Source organism: Novosphingobium mangrovisedimenti (genome assembly GCF_025153475.1).
Lineage (GTDB): Bacteria > Pseudomonadota > Alphaproteobacteria > Sphingomonadales > Sphingomonadaceae > Novosphingobium > Novosphingobium mangrovi_A.
This window is the reverse complement of sequence record NZ_JANZXA010000019.1, coordinates 1-14,778: the sequence shown is the minus strand read 5'-3', so window position 1 is coordinate 14,778 and position 14,778 is coordinate 1. Positions and strand designations below refer to the sequence as shown.

The window sequence follows — 14,778 nt, the reverse complement described above, 5'->3', positions numbered from 1 at the left end:
TGTTTGCCGTGTCGTCTCCGGGCTGCGGGCTACGCCCTCCGCCCTCCACCGACACGGCAAACACCGATTCCCATCTTGATTGACGCTGCATTCTCATCCTGTTTGTCGCGCGGCAGCGCGACCGGGAACCAGCTCATGCCGGTGGGCTCCATCACAGCCTGCATGCGGTCGCCCTCGACGAGGCCGTCGCGGAGGCGAGCGACAAGGCTATCCAGTGATGCAGGATCATGCCGGAAGCGTATTGGCCGTCCGGCAGGACGGCCGTCATCGAAGATCTGAGCCACGTGATCGCCGCGGATCGCCAGATCAATGCCTATAGTGCGGTGTCTCCTCAACAAGATTCCCCTTCCAGTTCGGAACCGACGCCGCAGGCACAGTCAGGTACGCGCCGCTTGGGTGTCTTGTTGCGCAGCTGCAAGCCTAACTCCCTATAAAGCCGATAAACCTTCTTCAAGTTCACGGCCCAACCATCGCGACGCAGGATGTAATACACCCGACGATAGCCGTAGCGGACATGCGTCTCGCAGATCTCCTTGATGCGCTTCTTCAGAAAGGCCGGATCGGTGCGGCGGGATTGGTAGTGATAACTGGAAGTATCGAACGGCAGAACCCGGCAGGCCCTCCGGATCGACACACTCCAGTCCGCCAGCATCCCGTCGACCAGCTCGCGCTTCCGATCCGGCCTTAGAGCTTTCGTTTGATGACATCCTGCAACATCTCGCGATCGAGCGTCAGATCGGCGACGATCTTCTTGAGCCGGCTGTTCTCATCCTCCAGCTCGCGCAGCCGCCGCATCTCCGATGGCATCAGCCCCGCATACTTCTTCTTCCAGTTGAAGTAGGTCGCCTGGCTGATCCCCGCCTTGCGGCAGATCTCAGCAACCGGCGCTCCCTCCTCGCCCTGCTTGATGACGAACGCCTTCTGCGCGTCCGTAAACTTCGATGCCTTCACGCCAAACCTCCTCGCCCAGCCAAGGAAATCTACGGCGGAAAGCTGTACCCGCAAATGGCCCAGTTTTCAGGTGGCAGAGCAGTCCAAAATCACGCACCTTCCAGAAAGGCCGAGTACTTTCTATTGCAGACAAGCATAACACTTCAAGCCGTGTGCGGTCAGAAATTACGGATCGCTGTAGACATCTTTCCCAAATCTCTGATGCATGCGCTTCGCCACGCTCAGCGAATATCGACGCTGGCGCCAGGCCGTCGGGCTGTGATAGATGCCTACAGCTTTCCAGAAATCCCCGGTATCCTTGAGTGCGGCCAGAAATATCCAGCGGGCCGCCTCCACGTTGAAACAGGGATCGAAGCGCAGCCAATGGCGAACCTCGGGCGCAGGCCGACCCACGAGCGCGGCGATCCTTGATACCCACCTGGTGTTGATCTGCAAGGGGCCCAGATCGTGCGTGCCGTTGGTGTTTCCGACCTCGGCACCGATCCAGCCCGCCTCCTGGTCGCGCAGGCCCCAAAGGGTCTTTTCAAGCCAGGGACGGCCCGCTGCGGCGCCGTGAATGCAACTGGCAATACGGGCCTCATCAGACTTGCGTACCGCGGCATGGACCGGTGTTGCCAAAAACATGAACGCCGACGCTGGCAACCAAAGACGAGACACCTGCCCGAATAGCGTTGGTCGAAGGACATTGGCGATCATGGACGAACTCCTTCACAGTCAGGCAATGGCATCAGCGGTCAAAACCGGACCGATCGTTGGATTTCTGGTGATCTTGATCTGCGGCTGGCGAAGCATGTCCCCTGCCTGCGTGCGCATGACTGCGGCCGGTGCTGGCTCGGCGGTCAAGTGCCGACTTCAGGATACGATCCATGATTTCCGCAATGCCGCGCGCGCCTTCTGCGAGATGCTCACCCAGGCCCTGCGGTGAGCGGCGTTGATCAAGCTGACGTTCCAGCAGCTGGTCGCGCCGGTCCTGGCGACGATGTTGCTGGTCCTCGAGCGCCTGCGCCAGACGGCCTGCATGACGATCGGCGTAGGCCCGGACGGTATCGCGATCGAGCCGGCCAAGCCCTTCCAGCGCCGAGGTCTTCTCACCGGACCGGGCCTCCAGCTTCTCGACCAGCTTCTTCTCGCTTTCGGTCCATAGCTTGACGCCCAGGCGTGCGCGGGTAATCGCGGTATAGTAGTTCTGCCCATTGACCAGGGCGGAATTGACCGGCGCCAGCACGTAGATCCGGGCATAGGTCTTCGACTGCGCGGAATAGACCGTCTCGGCATAGCCGTGGTCCCAGGTCTTGTGCCGCGAAAGATCGATGGTCTGGACGCGCTCCCCGCGGTCCCAGCGGATAGTGGCAAGCCCCCCTTCCAGCTTCTCTACCGTCCCGCGCTCGGCGTTCTTGAGGTCCAGTTCGCGATTGACCAGTCGCCATTGAATACGATCCCCCTCAGCCAACTCACGCTCTTTGCGGTCGAACACGTTGACGTGACGCGCCTGCCCGAGGCGCGGGTCCCACCGGATCATGCGCCCGTTCTCATCGACAAGCCGAACGAGTTGGCGGCCATTGGCATCCTGGGCGAGACCGACGACGCGGTATTCGGTGTCGCGGGCGATACCGGGAGCCGCAAGGTCGCGCGCGAACATCACGACCTGCCCGCCAGAATAGAAGCGCGCCAAGTGCTTTTCCTGGGCGGTCATCCCCGCTGGAGTGAGTACCGAGAGGCGAACATCTTCCGCCGCGATCGCGCCCTCGGACTTCAAAGTCCCGCGGATTTTCGCGTTAACGAGAATCCGGGTCTTGTTCTCGAGCACGAGGATATTGGTCGTCTGGCGAGTCTCGGACCCGAGCCGGGTCCATTCCTCGACGAGCCCTCGCGCCAGGCGCTCCGCGCTTACCCCGCTGACCACCTTGTCGAGCTTTTCCATAGAGGAGGCATAGTTACCGGCGCGGGCTTCGGTCACCGCGGCCTTCATCATCCGCGTTTCCTGCCGCATCGATTCCGTCAGCTCGGCGGTCGGGAGTCCCAGGCGCTGAAGGAGCCAGAACGGCTTGCCCTGCTCGATCGCTCCAGTCTGCCGGTTGTCCCCCAGCAGGATGAGCCTCGCGCCTGTCTCCCGGCTTATCTGGAGCAGGCGTTGAGCCTGCCGGTTCCCCAGTTGCCCCGCCTCGTCGACCAGCAGGACGTGGGTATCGGTGATCCCGTGCCCGCCGCCTGCCAACAGGCTGGCCACGGTTCTGGCATCAACGCGTGCCCCGTCGCCTAGATTGGCGGCGGCCGAGGACGTCGGCGCCAGAGCAAGAAAGCGCGTTCCAGGTTCGGCCGCCTCGGCAAGCGTTCGCATCAAGGTCGACTTGCCTGCACCGGCGACGCCGTGGAGTCCCGTGACACGGTCGCGCGACGATGCGAGCATGACCAGCGCTTGTTCCTGCGCCGGGTTGAGTCCGGCCCGCTCGAGCCGGACCAGCAAGCGATCGGACGAAGCGATGGGCCGGGCATCGTCCATCGCAAGGGCCAGTTCGCGCGACAATGCCTGCTCGAGGCGGGCACTGCGCCGCGTTGTGCGCCCCCGGGTCAGGGGGCGATCGCCGGTCGGCTCGCGCGCCGCGAGCAGCTTGCGCCGTGCTTCATGCTCGGTGATGAGCGGGCGCACATCGGTGAGGCCGACCTCCCCGACATGGCTTGCCAGCGCATGACGGTAGAGTGAGCCTAGGTTGGAGACGGCCTCGCGGGTTTCCGCCTGACGGATTCCGAACAGGGCTGCGCGCCTGCTCGCCATGGGATCAAACTCGAGCCCCTGCCCCTCGCGGTCCGCCGCTTGGGAACCAAGGTCAGCCAGCTCCTTCACATAAGGTTTCGCGCGCTCGGCCCATTGCGCTTTCAGATCGTCGAGCCCCACCTTCACTTTGGCACCGCGCGTTTCGTAGAAGGAGGCACGCCGTGCGGCCTGCCCGGCCAGGCCATGCTCCTGCGCATGAGCATCGATCTTTCGGGAACGCTGCGACGTATCGCGGATAAAGTCCTTCGGCACCCCGGCGATTTCGAAGAGCCCCCTGCGCGGGTCGAATTCGATCTCGAAGCCCTGTTCGCGCAGGTCCCGTGCAAGCTCGTTGCGATAGACTTGGCCTGCCACCATCTGCTCGGCGAACATGGCCCGGGTCTCAAGGCTGGCCATCGGCCCGCCTCCTTCACGATTGGTCATGTTGAGAACCACGACGTGCGTATGAAGATGCGGATCCAGGTCCCGGCTTGCATGCTCGGTGAAGCGCGCGAAAAGCAATCGCCCGGTAGTTTCGTGTATGATCTCGCCGTCCTTGCGCCGGCGGAGCGAGGCATGTTCTTCCAGATAGAGGAGCGCCGTGGTCACCGCGCGCTCGTGCGCCTCGATGATCCGGCTATCGCCCGCAACCAGCGCCATGATCGAAATCGATTTGGGCGCATTGACGGCAAAATCCCATCCGGGATGGTGCTGGATCTCCCCGTCTCCACGATGCCGCCCAAGCTGCTGGCCCGCTACGCGGCCGGCAAGCAGTTCGGCAAAGACATGGGGATCGACCTTGCCCTCAAGGCCAAGCTCAGGCGCGAGCTTTCCTCCCCATTGGCTGGGTTCGTCGCCGCCCTTGGTGTAATAATCGCCTATCGTATAGTAACGCGCGATATTGCCCGAAGTGCCCTTGAGACGGCGGGGATGGATCATGCCGGCCGGGCCTTGCGCTGCGGCCCGCCAGCCCGGTCATAGACATCGATTTCGATACGCGGGCGGCCGCGCTTCGCGCCGAGGGTGAAGTCCTGCACTTCGCGTGGTTGGCCTGGACTGTCGTCCGGGATGGCCTCGCCCGTATCCGGCGATACGGGGGGAACAGGTTCGCGGGGAGGCTGACCATCCGTCGGAGGGGCATTCTCGAATAGATCAGGCTGCCCATCTGCATCGCCGGACTTTCTACCTGGATTGCGTCGCGGCTCGCGCCGGCCTGGATTTCCATTCGCAGTGCCCGCTTCACCGGGTTCGGAGCACACATACGGTCCCTCTTGCGCCCGTAGGGCAGCAATGATCGCAGCGCCGTCTCCGTCACGCAGCGGAGGATCGACACGTTCCGCAAAGCCTTCGGCAATCGTCGGCAAGGAATTGAACTTGTCCTTGAACCGCACCACCGGCAGGTCCCGGCCGAAGCGCAGGTAGCCCGAAAGATTGGGCAGATTGGTGACCTCGGTGTGCATGACGAGCGGGCGCGTCACCTGCATGCGCGAGAGGTTCACCCCGTCGCGCATGTCGTTGACGCCGTAGGACATGCCTTCGTTCGCCTCGATCTGTTCGACCTGCCCCAGGTTTTCCGAAACGTGCTTGGCTGTGGGCGTATCGTTCGCCCGAAGCGCGACCCAGGTCGAGCAATAGCCCGTGATCGCCGCGGCATCCTGGATGCCGTAAGTCGCTTCCAGTTGCGGGTAGGACTGGAAGCCGAGGACACCGCAGCCGCCGTACTTGCGCGCGCGGGCCAGGAAGTCCGACAGGGACGGCAGCTTCTGCAGGGTGGGTAGCTCGTCAACGACGCAATAGAGGCGACGCCGGTGATCCGGCGCCATGCTCATGATCGCCGAGATGGCTATATCGAGCCAGACGGTGATGAGCGGGCGCAAGGAGGGAAGCTGGTCGGCCTTCACCGTGATGAAGAGCCAGTTGTCCCCTTCCTCGTTGCTCACCCAGTCTCTGATGGAGAGCCCGGTGCGGGTATCGTCGAGGTAGGAGAAGCTGCGCATCACCGATGCAAGCTCGGCCTGGATACCGGCTGATGTCCGGTCCCCTTCCATGCTGATGAATGCCGCCGCTTCGGTATCCTTTGCGAAGGCGGCCAGGTCCTTGAGCCGGGAACGCAGCAAGCGGTCGAGAAGAACCGAAACCAGCATCTCGCCTTCGCGCGCAAGCTTCCTCAGGACCGCGACAAGGGTCCCGCGCGCGGACCTTGCCCAGAACGGATCGCCCGCCTTGTCGGGGATCGTCGATTCCGCCATCTGGTCATAGTGATATTCACGCGGAACGTCCCCCCAGGGCGACCAGTGGGCCGTTCGGGCATCGAGCGGATTGAGAATGATGTCCTTTCCCGGGCGGTAGAACTTCTCGACGAAGGTTCCTGCCGTATCGTAAACGATCGCGCGCTTGCCCTCCTTGCGAATGCCCTCGAGCATCTTGACGATGATGTTCGTCTTGCCCGTGCCGGGGGCGCCGCACAGGAGGATATGTTCCGGTTCGAAGGCATCGGGCACCGGAACACCGCCGATCCGGAAGCTGCCTCGCTCGAATTTGGAGAGCACCCGCCGGACCTGCCTGAGGGTCCCGAAACGCGCCCCGCGCAAGTATTCGTTCGAGCCAAGCCCCCTCCCCGTGCGGGTAAAGGCATACCAGGCGCAGGCGAGCACGACGAGCGAACCTGCTCCCGACAATATGGCCCCCCGGATGCATTCGGCTTCAAAGGCATAGAGTGTCTTCGCCGCGATCGGCGACGCCAGGAGCCAGTCGGCCGAGGTCCAGTACTGGTAGCCAGCGGGCGTCTTGAAGAGGACGGGATCGTTCGTTCCAGGTGCCGCCTGAACCTTCATACTTGCTTCAAGAAGCTTGATGAGCACGAAGCGCTGATAGTCGCTGATATGTTCCAGGACCCACCAGACCGTCAGGATCACCCATAATCCCAGTCCGGCCATTACGGTCTGGAAAAAGACCTGCGTGGTCATGCGAACGTTATGGACGATCGACTGCCCGCCGCGCGTCCAGCTCCCCAGGGTATCGTTGCGAAAGATGCTCATGAGCGCCTTCCCTCCTGCGCAAAAGGGAATGCCCCAGCGCCGAAACACAGGCCGGGTTGGACCCGATCGGGGAAAGCGCCGTGCCCGCACCGGGGAACAGCAGGCGACGAACAAACCGCACCCTTTAGGGGCCGCCGGCCTCCGGACATGCCCCCCTTCATCGGTCCTGCTCCGGATCGAGGAGGCCCCGTTCGCCGAGGATCGCACGGGCATCGAGCATCCCCCGCTCGAGAAGTTCGGGCGATCGCGCGCCGATCGAGGTGGCAAGCAAGGTCAGTATCTGGATCGAGGTCGCCAGAACCTCGTCCTGCGAGGAATAGATGTAGCGCCCGTTGGGATCGGCCGCTTCGCCCAGAACCTGGCGAACAAACTCGGACAAGGTGAGGTTTGCGCCGTAGGCCCGGCGCTGAAGTCGCCGGTAAAGGGCGTCATCCACGCGCACGCTTATTCTTTGCATAACACTGCTCCGCTGTGCGGAGCCCGGCGTCAGAATGTCATGAAGCGAGAGTTCTCTACCGCAAATCGGCAGAAAACTCAAGAAATGCCGCTGTCCGCCACGGCACACGCAGGAATATCTAAGAAGTCCAAAGGCTTGGCAAGGAGAGGCACCATCGCGAAACTACCAGTATGACGCCAACGCAAGCCGGCGGATGACACGGCACCCTTCCCAACCCACTGAACAAGCAAAGAAAACTCGCGCAGCACTGGTGCGTACGGTGCATTACAAAATTGCCCCTCGGGGCATGAGTGACGACAACACGCAAGAGCTTGCTCTTGCGCCCGCAAGTCCTGGCCCGGGAGGGTCAAAAGGCTGAAGGTCATGGACTTTTTCTTGTCCTTCTTCCGGCCGGATCGCGGGACCCGGTGTCGGCAAAATCGTGCGCAGGGTGGCTGTCCATGAAGTTCCCCGCGTGTCCCCGGGAACTTGTCCCGGTGACGCGCTTCTTCCCCGGCGCGCAGGCGCCGGAGACATGGAGTGCTTCAATGCGCCGCACCAAAAAGATCGACCTCGTCGGGGTAGACATTGCCTCACTGCCCCTGCCCTCAACGGGCGAGAAACTGATTTACGACAGCGAAGCCCTGGGCCTTGCTCTTCGGCTTCGCGCCTCCGGTTCGAGAACCTGGATCGTGTTTGAAAGCGGCAAAGGTAAGACCCGCCGCAGGACCCTCGGGGATGTCTTCTCTCTTCCCGTTCAGTCCGCGAGGGTGTTCTGCACGGTGCCCCTCTCCACCCCGCAAAAGGACAACCCCGACCTCTATTTCGAGACGGCAAGCGTCGCTGAAGTGATGGCGGGCTATCTCGCATTCGGGGAAAACCGAAGATGGAAACCGTCCACGGGACGGGTCATGGAGGGGGCGGCACGCCTCCATATTCTTCCCTCGCTGGGTGCTCGTCAGGTCCGGGCGATCACCCGAAGCGAGGTCATGAAATGGCATCAGGAGCTCACCCGGACGACGAGCGCGGCGCGGATGGCGCTCTCGACGCTGTCCGGGATGATGCTCTACGCTGAGGATCATGGGCTGCGCAAAGGCGGCTCGAACCCCTGCCGGGGTCTGCGCAAGAAGACCCGGGGCGAGCGAGGCGGTCACCTCACGCCTGCCACCATGCGCCGCCTGTGGAAGGCGATCGAAGGGCACGCCGAGCTCTACCCTGATCCGTGCGACGTAATCCGACTGCTCCTTCTCACAGGAGCCCGCAAGAGCGAGATCCTTACCCTCGAATGGGATCGTGTAGAAGATGGCCGTGCGGTTCTGGAAGACTCGAAATCGGGGCCGAGGACGGTGTGGCTTTGTGCCCCCGCCGTGGCCATTCTCGATCGGCGGCGTTCCCTGTGCGGCGGCCGCTTCGTGTTCCCCGGTATGAACGATGATGCCCCAAGATCGTCGGTGGACTTCGCATGGAAGAAGATCAGGAAGGCAGCCGGGGTTGCCACCCTTCGACTCCATGACCTGCGCCACCACTTCGCCGCGGTCGGGGTATCGAACGGCCTCGACCTCAAGGTGGTTGGCGCCCTGCTCGGACACCACGACATCGACAGCACACTCGTCTATGCGCACATGCAGACCTCCGCGATCAAGCGGTCGGCGAACCGCGTCTCCGGGCTGATCGATGACGCCCTCTCCGATCCGGGCGCCCGCTCACCCACTCGACACCGTCCCTCCCGCGCACGTTCGCAGCAGTGCGTTCGGTCGCTTGGGGTCAGCATCACGGAGGTGGGAAATGGCTAACCTCAAGACGCGCCTGACCGACGCCATCTGCAGCAGAGCTCGACCAGGAGCACGCGAATATGCACTGCGCGACGAACGTCAGGCATGCCTCAGTCTGCGCGTGCGTCCATCCGGCGCCAAGACATGGGAAGTGCGGGAACGATCCAATGGCCTTCCTGTAAGATCGACCCTTGGGACCTTCCCGGCCATGGGGGTGAAAGCCGCCCGAATGGCGGCGGTCGCATTCATGGCCGGAGACAGAAAACCCGTCAGGCGATCTGTGCCTTTCCGGGAACTGTGCGCCCAGCATGAACTGCGTCATGCGGCAAACCTGAAGCCATCCGGCCTTCGCACATATCGAACCTACGTCCGGCTGCAACTGCTCCCGGCATTCGGATCATCCCCCATCGATACCATTACCCGCCGCGATGTTGTGTGCTGGTTCGAGCGCTATGGGATGACCAGCCCGGGCGGTGCGAACCGGGCACTCGGCATTCTGAGCCAGATGCTCACCTCGGCTCAGCGGTGGGACATGCTGCCACCAGACTGGTCGAACCCGGCGGTCGGAATTCGGCTGAACCGGCGGCGCGCTATCGGCACGTTTCTCTCCAAGCCGCAGATGGCCCGTCTCGGCGGCGTCCTGGCGCGCAGGTCGCACATCGGTTGTCCTGCGGCTGGAGTTCTCGAAGCCCTGCTCCTCACCGGATGCCGGGTGGGTGAGATCCTGTCCCTGCGCTGGGAGGATGTCCGGCCCGACCGGCTACGGCTTCAAGACAGCAAGACCGGCGCCCGCGATGTTCCGCTTGGAACCTCAGCCTGCCGGTTCTTCACCTCGTACAGGCGCCGCCGCGCGTCCGCGCGCGGTCGCCATAAGGTGTTCCAGTTCGGAGAGGCAGTGCCCTACGAACGGGTGAGAACCGTGTGGCTCTCGGTAAGGAAGGAAGCCCAGCTTCCGGGGACTCTGCGTATCCACGACCTCCGGCACAGTTTCGTCAGCCATGCCATCATGGCGGGCGAAAGCCTGTTCACCGTCTCCCGATTGCTGGGACATAAACGTATCCAGACGACGGCACGCTATGCCCACCTGGCAGACGATACGCTTAGGGCCAGCGCCGAACGGATCGGAATGTTGATCCTCGATCAGGTGGAGCCACCAGCGCGTCGGCGCAAAGAGCCAGCCACGCAAACCAGAACCGGTGGAGGCGCGCCATGACCGATGGCGATCATGACCATGCCGAACTGAGCCAGACCGAGCGGGAGGTGGGCCAAAAGATCTGGCTTCGGGCCGCGCCGCGCATGACCCGGCTTGCGACCATCGTCATCCGGCTCAGGCTCTACCGTGGCTGGAGCCCGGAAAGGATCTGTCGAAGGCTGCGTATTTCGCGGCGCAAGTTCCGTCGGCACCTGCTCATAGCGGTCCGGGAAATCTCTCGCGCTGCATCCGACATCGACAGATAGAAACTAACAACGTCCTTCCGGACGTGGCACTGCGCCATGGGCGTGCATCGTTCGGAAGGGCTTGCTAAGGAAACGCCCGTGAGAACCAATATCGATCATCTTCCTCCGGCAAAACAACGCGAACTCGAACGTGTTGTCCAGCTCATCTTCGAGGAATTCGAGGATGCCCATTCGCTGGTCACCAGCGACCGAAAGAAGCGCAGCCGCATCAAGAAGATCGTGCTCTACGGTAGCTATGCGCGCGGCGGCTGGGTTGATGAGCCGCACACGGCAAAGGGCTACCAGTCTGATTTCGACATCCTCATCGTTGTCAACGACAGCAAGTTGACCGATCGCGCTGAGCACTGGGCAAAGCTAGATGACCGGCTCCTACGCGAATTCAGCATTACCGGGAGCCTTCGTACCCCGGTCAACTTCATCGTCCATTCGCTGCAGCAGGTGAATGACGGCCTCGCCCATGGCCGATACTTTTTCATGGACATCGCGCGCGACGGCATCGCCCTGTATGAATCTGACGATGTCGAATTCCATCAGCCAAAGCCGAAGGCGCCACAAGCCGCGCTCAAGATGGCGCGAGAATACTATGACGAGTGGTTTCCGGCGGCGGCCGGTCGGCGTGACACCGCCTTGTACGTCACAAAACAGGGGCGGTTAAAGGAAGCGGTGTTCAACCTGCATCAGGCCGCAGAGTTCCTCTATCATGGCACGCTGCTCGTCTGCACTTTCTACACACCCCACAATCACAACCTTGCATTTCTCAGAACGCGTGCAGAAACGCTGGATCTCCGGCTTGTTGACGTATGGCCGAGAGAGAGCCGCAAGGATCGGGCGATGTTCAGCAAGCTCCGGGAGGCCTACGTCAAGGCGCGCTACAGCAAGCACTACCGTATTTCGATCGAAGAGATCGAGTGGCTCAGTGAAAGGATCGAGGCGCTGGGACAGGTCGCAAGCGCCGTGTGCGCAGAACGACTTGCCGCTTTGGAAAAGGCTGTGGAATTCGAACGCGGCGTGTGAAAGGTGATCAAGCGAGCCGGGGCGATCACACGGATGCGCGGGAGAGAGCCTGTCCGGCCCTCTCCCCGATCCGTTCAAAACTCGTCGTCGAGTTTACCGGTGATGGCGTAAACCACCCTGTCGATCATCTCCATCGGCATGGGGCTGTAGTCCCCCTCATCCACCGCGACGTAACCGAATTCCCGGTCAATGATGACGTACTGCGTGAAGTAGCTGCTTCGTGCGCGGCGCTGTGCGCTTGTGCAAGCTGCAAAGTAGGCGGCGTTGTCGGCCTGTGCGGTGTTTGAAATCGTATGCATGCTAGCCTCCTGTCTTCTTGAATGACAGGGGCGCCGGCTCATGCGGCGTGCGGCCGGGTCAAGGACGTCCGGGCACAGCCCGGGCGCCGCGCAGCGGGGAGTGGGGGAGCCGATTTTGCCGGGGCCGGAGCGTAGCGCAGCGCAGTGGAGGCAGCGGCAAAATTGGGGGAACCGCTCATCCTTGAAGTGGACGCGGGGCGCATGACACCATGGGCATTCTGAGAGAAGTATTCCAACCTCTCGTGCTGGGCGCTGTCTATTGGGGCGGTTTCAGCCCCCTTCCCCCGCGTGCTTCAACGTCTCGTGGTCATGGTGCTCCCCGGTTGCGAGCCGGGGAGCGATGTGCCTGTCTGTCCGTCGTCGAGACATTTGGCACAGATCGGGGCGTGGATTAGCGGAGAGCGAGCCTCGCCTGGGGGTTGATGTTAGGCGGCGAGCTTGCGGTGAAGCAAGCGGCGATATTCGATGGTTTTTCGCTTGATGGTTTCGCGACGCTTGATGATAGCGGGAGCCCTGCCGAAGTAGGCGTCAGCGGGCGTCACGTTGTTCAGGCTCTCGTGGTAGCGCTGGTGATTGTAGTGCTCCACGAACGCCTCGATCTGGGCTTCGAGGTCGCCGGGCAGGAAGTAATGTTCCAACAGGATGCGATTCTTCAAGGTCTGGTGCCAGCGCTCGATCTTGCCCTGCGTTTGCGGATGCAACGGGGCGCCACGGACGTGACTCATCTGCTGGGCCTCGATGTACTCGGCGAGTTCGCCCGCGATGTAACTGGGGCCGTTGTCGGATAGTAGCCGGGGCTTGTGCAGGACCGTGGCGCTGTCGCAGCCCGATGCCTTGAGGGCCAAGTCCAGCGTGTCAGTGACGTCCTCGGCGCGCATGTTGGTGCACAGTTTCCAGGCAATGATGTAGCGCGAGTAGTCGTCGAGCACGGTCGACAGGTACATCCAGCCCCACCCGATGATCTTGAAGTAGGTGAAGTCGGTTTGCCACATCTCGTTCGGCCGGGTGGTCTTCGTGTGGAACTGGTCAGCGGCCTTGATCACGGTATAGGCTGGACTGGTGATCAGGTCATGGGCCTTCAGAAGGCGGTAAACCGTGGCTTCCGACACGAAATAGCGCTTCTCGTCGGTGAAGCGCACCGCCAGTTCGCGAGGGGAAAGCTCGGTCGCCTCGAGCGCCATCTCGACGATCTGCGCGCGGATATCCTCGGTGATGCGGTTCCACACCCGGCTCGGCGCCGAGGGGCGATCCTCCAGGGCTTCAGGACCGCCCTCAAGGAAGCGGTCATACCAGCGGTAGAACGTCCGGCGAGGAATACCCAGCTTGTCCAGAGTGTGCTTGGCCGGCAGGTGCGACTGCTCGACGATCCTGATAATCTCCAGCTTTTCTGCGGCGGGGTACCTCATTCGTCGACGCCCCCATCCGCGATCATGCTTTTTTTGAGCAGGCGGTTTTCCAACGTCAGGTCGGCAACGCATTCCTTCAGGGCACGGGCTTCACGGCGCAGATCCTGCACCTCGCCCGTGGTCGCAGCACGAGCGGTGTCGCCCGCGAGCCGGCGTTTGCCGGCCTCCATGAACTCTTTCGACCAGGTGTAGTAGAGGCTCTGGGCGATGCCTTCACGCCGACACAGCTCGGCGATGCTGTCCTCGCCGCGCAATCCGTCGAGCACGATGCGGATCTTGTCCTCGGCCGAGAAATGCCGCCGCGTCTGTCGGCGAATGTCTTTCACCACGGCTTCGGCAGAGGCCTTTGCTGGCGATTTTCGCAAGGAGGGTTTGGGCTTCATCTTATGGGATGGACGCCTCCCGCAATCGGGCCGAGCATATTGCCAGTGCGACCGAGGCGAGGAGTTCATCACATGCAAATGTTGGCGATCGATTTGGGCAAGCAGTCCTTTCATATCTATGGGATCACTGGCGATGGCGAAGTGGTTTCGCAAAAGGTCAGCAGGGCAAAGTTGCCCGATGCGGTGACCAAGTTGCAACCGCAATCGGTCGCGATGGAGGCTTGCGCCAGTTCGCACCATTGGGGGCGGGTCTTCGAGGGGCAGGGATACACGGTGCACCTGATCCATCCGCGCTTCGTGAAGCCATTCGTGAAGGGATCGAAGAATGATGCGGTCGATGCCGAAGCCATTTTCGAAGCTGCCAACAGGCCGACGATGCGGTTCGTACCGTTGAAGAGTGTCGAGCAGCAGGATCTGCAAGCTCTACACCGAACACGCGACAGACTGATCGTGCAGCGCACCGCGCTGATCAATCACACTCGTGGCCTTTTGGCCGAATATGGTGTCGTCATGCCGGTAGGTGCATCCCGATTCCGGCTGCAGATCGACAAGATGGTCGAGACTGCCGAACTGTCGGACCTGGCGAAGAACCTGTTCCTGAAGTTGGCCGAGGAGTATCGCGGCCTGGATGCCAGAGTCTCAGGTCTCGATGACATGCTGGCTGAGATTTGCAGGAAGGATGAGCGTTGCAAACGCCTGACTACGCTACCCGGAGTGGGACCGATTGTCGCAACCTCTCTAGTCGCCGCAATTGATGATGGCCGACACTTCGCATCCGGCCGAGCCCTCTCTGCCTGGATTGGACTGGTTCCGCGACAATACACGACCGGCGGCAAGCCGAGGCTCGGCGGTATCGGGAACAGAGCCAATCATTACCTGAGGCGCCAGCTGATACATGGTGCGCGATCTGCGTTGCTGCGGGTCGCCAAGCATGACGACCAACGTTCAAAATGGGCGCAGGAACTGCAATCGAGGGCAGGCCACAACAAGACACTCGTCGCGATGGCGAACAAGACTGCTCGCATAGCCTGGGCGATGTTGCGACGCGGCGAAAACTACAAAATGGCCTGACCGTCCGGAAGCGGGCCGCAGTCTGATCAGAAGTTACGAATGCGAGGTGGAAGACTTGATGGTGTAACGGCACGGTGTTGATTTCCGCTGAGAGTTGACCCGGGATTTTCATCGAGAAGTGACCCGGGTGGATGTGTGTTTCCCGCGATGCGGGGGTTGGGTCAAGCGGGTGATTTTTCCTTTTTGGTTTTGGGTGCG

General features: G+C 62.0%; 12 protein-coding genes and 1 pseudogene. 5 read left to right on the top strand and 8 right to left on the bottom strand.

The features are described 5' to 3' along the window. Positions 1–29 precede the first annotated feature (29 nt). From NZK81_RS19495 to NZK81_RS19470, 6 genes and pseudogenes are all read right to left on the bottom strand, one after another. Positions 30–284 (bottom strand): hypothetical protein, encoded by a 255-nt coding sequence (locus NZK81_RS19495; protein WP_260047767.1) that lies wholly within the window; start codon positions 282–284, stop codon positions 30–32. Between the two features lie 98 nt (positions 285–382). Next, positions 383–951, bottom strand: a pseudogene (locus NZK81_RS19490) (transposase); the annotation flags it as partial. 165 nt (positions 952–1,116) lie between these two features. Continuing rightward, complete coding sequence (locus NZK81_RS19485; protein WP_308422620.1) at positions 1,117–1,647, bottom strand: lytic transglycosylase domain-containing protein; 531 nt, start codon at positions 1,645–1,647, stop codon at positions 1,117–1,119. Positions 1,648–1,678: 31 nt separating this feature from the next. Beyond that, positions 1,679–4,642: a MobF family relaxase gene (gene mobF / locus NZK81_RS19480; RefSeq protein ID WP_260047765.1), complete on the bottom strand. Its 2,964-nt coding sequence runs from the start codon at positions 4,640–4,642 to the stop codon at positions 1,679–1,681. Beyond that, positions 4,639–6,741 (bottom strand): type IV secretion system DNA-binding domain-containing protein, encoded by a 2,103-nt coding sequence (locus NZK81_RS19475; protein ID WP_260047764.1) that lies wholly within the window; start codon positions 6,739–6,741, stop codon positions 4,639–4,641. Before NZK81_RS19475 ends, mobF begins: the two co-directional genes overlap by 4 nt. A 157-nt stretch (positions 6,742–6,898) precedes the next feature. After that, positions 6,899–7,198: a ribbon-helix-helix protein, CopG family gene (locus NZK81_RS19470; RefSeq protein ID WP_419181722.1), complete on the bottom strand. Its 300-nt coding sequence runs from the start codon at positions 7,196–7,198 to the stop codon at positions 6,899–6,901. A 476-nt stretch (positions 7,199–7,674) separates the two neighbouring features. Between NZK81_RS19470 and NZK81_RS19465 the strand changes: the two genes are divergently transcribed. The 4 genes from NZK81_RS19465 to NZK81_RS19450 all read left to right on the top strand — a co-directional run bounded on the left by NZK81_RS19465 (position 7,675) and on the right by NZK81_RS19450 (position 11,421). Beyond that, positions 7,675–8,970: a tyrosine-type recombinase/integrase gene (locus tag NZK81_RS19465; protein WP_260047762.1), complete on the top strand. Its 1,296-nt coding sequence runs from the start codon at positions 7,675–7,677 to the stop codon at positions 8,968–8,970. Further along, complete coding sequence (locus NZK81_RS19460; RefSeq protein WP_260047761.1) at positions 8,963–10,162, top strand: site-specific integrase; 1,200 nt, start codon at positions 8,963–8,965, stop codon at positions 10,160–10,162. Before NZK81_RS19465 ends, NZK81_RS19460 begins: the two co-directional genes overlap by 8 nt. Continuing rightward, on the top strand, positions 10,159–10,407 hold the full coding sequence (locus NZK81_RS19455; protein WP_260047760.1) for a hypothetical protein: 249 nt from the start codon (positions 10,159–10,161) through the stop codon (positions 10,405–10,407). Before NZK81_RS19460 ends, NZK81_RS19455 begins: the two co-directional genes overlap by 4 nt. Positions 10,408–10,485: 78 nt before the next feature. Next, positions 10,486–11,421 (top strand): nucleotidyltransferase and HEPN domain-containing protein, encoded by a 936-nt coding sequence (locus tag NZK81_RS19450; RefSeq protein ID WP_260047759.1) that lies wholly within the window; start codon positions 10,486–10,488, stop codon positions 11,419–11,421. Between the two features lie 74 nt (positions 11,422–11,495). Here the strand turns inward: NZK81_RS19450 and NZK81_RS19445 are convergent, their stop codons facing one another. Further along, positions 11,496–11,720 carry a hypothetical protein gene (locus NZK81_RS19445; RefSeq protein WP_260047758.1) on the bottom strand — a complete coding sequence of 75 codons (225 nt, stop codon included), beginning with the start codon at positions 11,718–11,720 and terminating at the stop codon, positions 11,496–11,498. Positions 11,721–12,145: 425 nt separating this feature from the next. Continuing rightward, positions 12,146–13,509 (bottom strand): IS3 family transposase gene (locus tag NZK81_RS19440; RefSeq protein WP_260047757.1). Its coding sequence is split into 2 segments (ribosomal slippage): positions 12,146–13,159 and positions 13,162–13,509, totalling 1,362 coding nucleotides; the frame shifts between segments, so codons are not numbered across the junction. A gap of 72 nt (positions 13,510–13,581) precedes the next feature. On the opposite strand from NZK81_RS19440, the gene NZK81_RS19435 reads away from it, so the two are divergent. After that, positions 13,582–14,580, top strand: a complete 999-nt coding sequence (locus tag NZK81_RS19435) for an IS110 family RNA-guided transposase (protein WP_260047756.1) — start codon at positions 13,582–13,584, stop codon at positions 14,578–14,580. Positions 14,581–14,778 lie beyond the last annotated feature (198 nt).

Bases quoted from the DNA above. Each gene is read 5' to 3' on its own strand.
- NZK81_RS19485 (WP_308422620.1), bottom strand. From the start codon at position 1,647: ATGATCGCCAATGTCCTTCGACCAACGCTATTCGGGCAGGTGTCTCGT.
- mobF (WP_260047765.1), bottom strand. From the start codon at position 4,642: ATGATCCATCCCCGCCGTCTCAAGGGCACTTCGGGCAATATCGCGCGT.
- NZK81_RS19475 (WP_260047764.1), bottom strand. From the start codon at position 6,741: ATGAGCATCTTTCGCAACGATACCCTGGGGAGCTGGACGCGCGGCGGG.
- NZK81_RS19470 (WP_419181722.1), bottom strand. From the start codon at position 7,198: ATGCAAAGAATAAGCGTGCGCGTGGATGACGCCCTTTACCGGCGACTT.
- NZK81_RS19460 (WP_260047761.1), top strand. From the start codon at position 8,963: ATGGCTAACCTCAAGACGCGCCTGACCGACGCCATCTGCAGCAGAGCT.
- NZK81_RS19455 (WP_260047760.1), top strand. From the start codon at position 10,159: ATGACCGATGGCGATCATGACCATGCCGAACTGAGCCAGACCGAGCGG.
- NZK81_RS19445 (WP_260047758.1), bottom strand. From the start codon at position 11,720: ATGCATACGATTTCAAACACCGCACAGGCCGACAACGCCGCCTACTTT.
- NZK81_RS19435 (WP_260047756.1), top strand. From the start codon at position 13,582: ATGCAAATGTTGGCGATCGATTTGGGCAAGCAGTCCTTTCATATCTAT.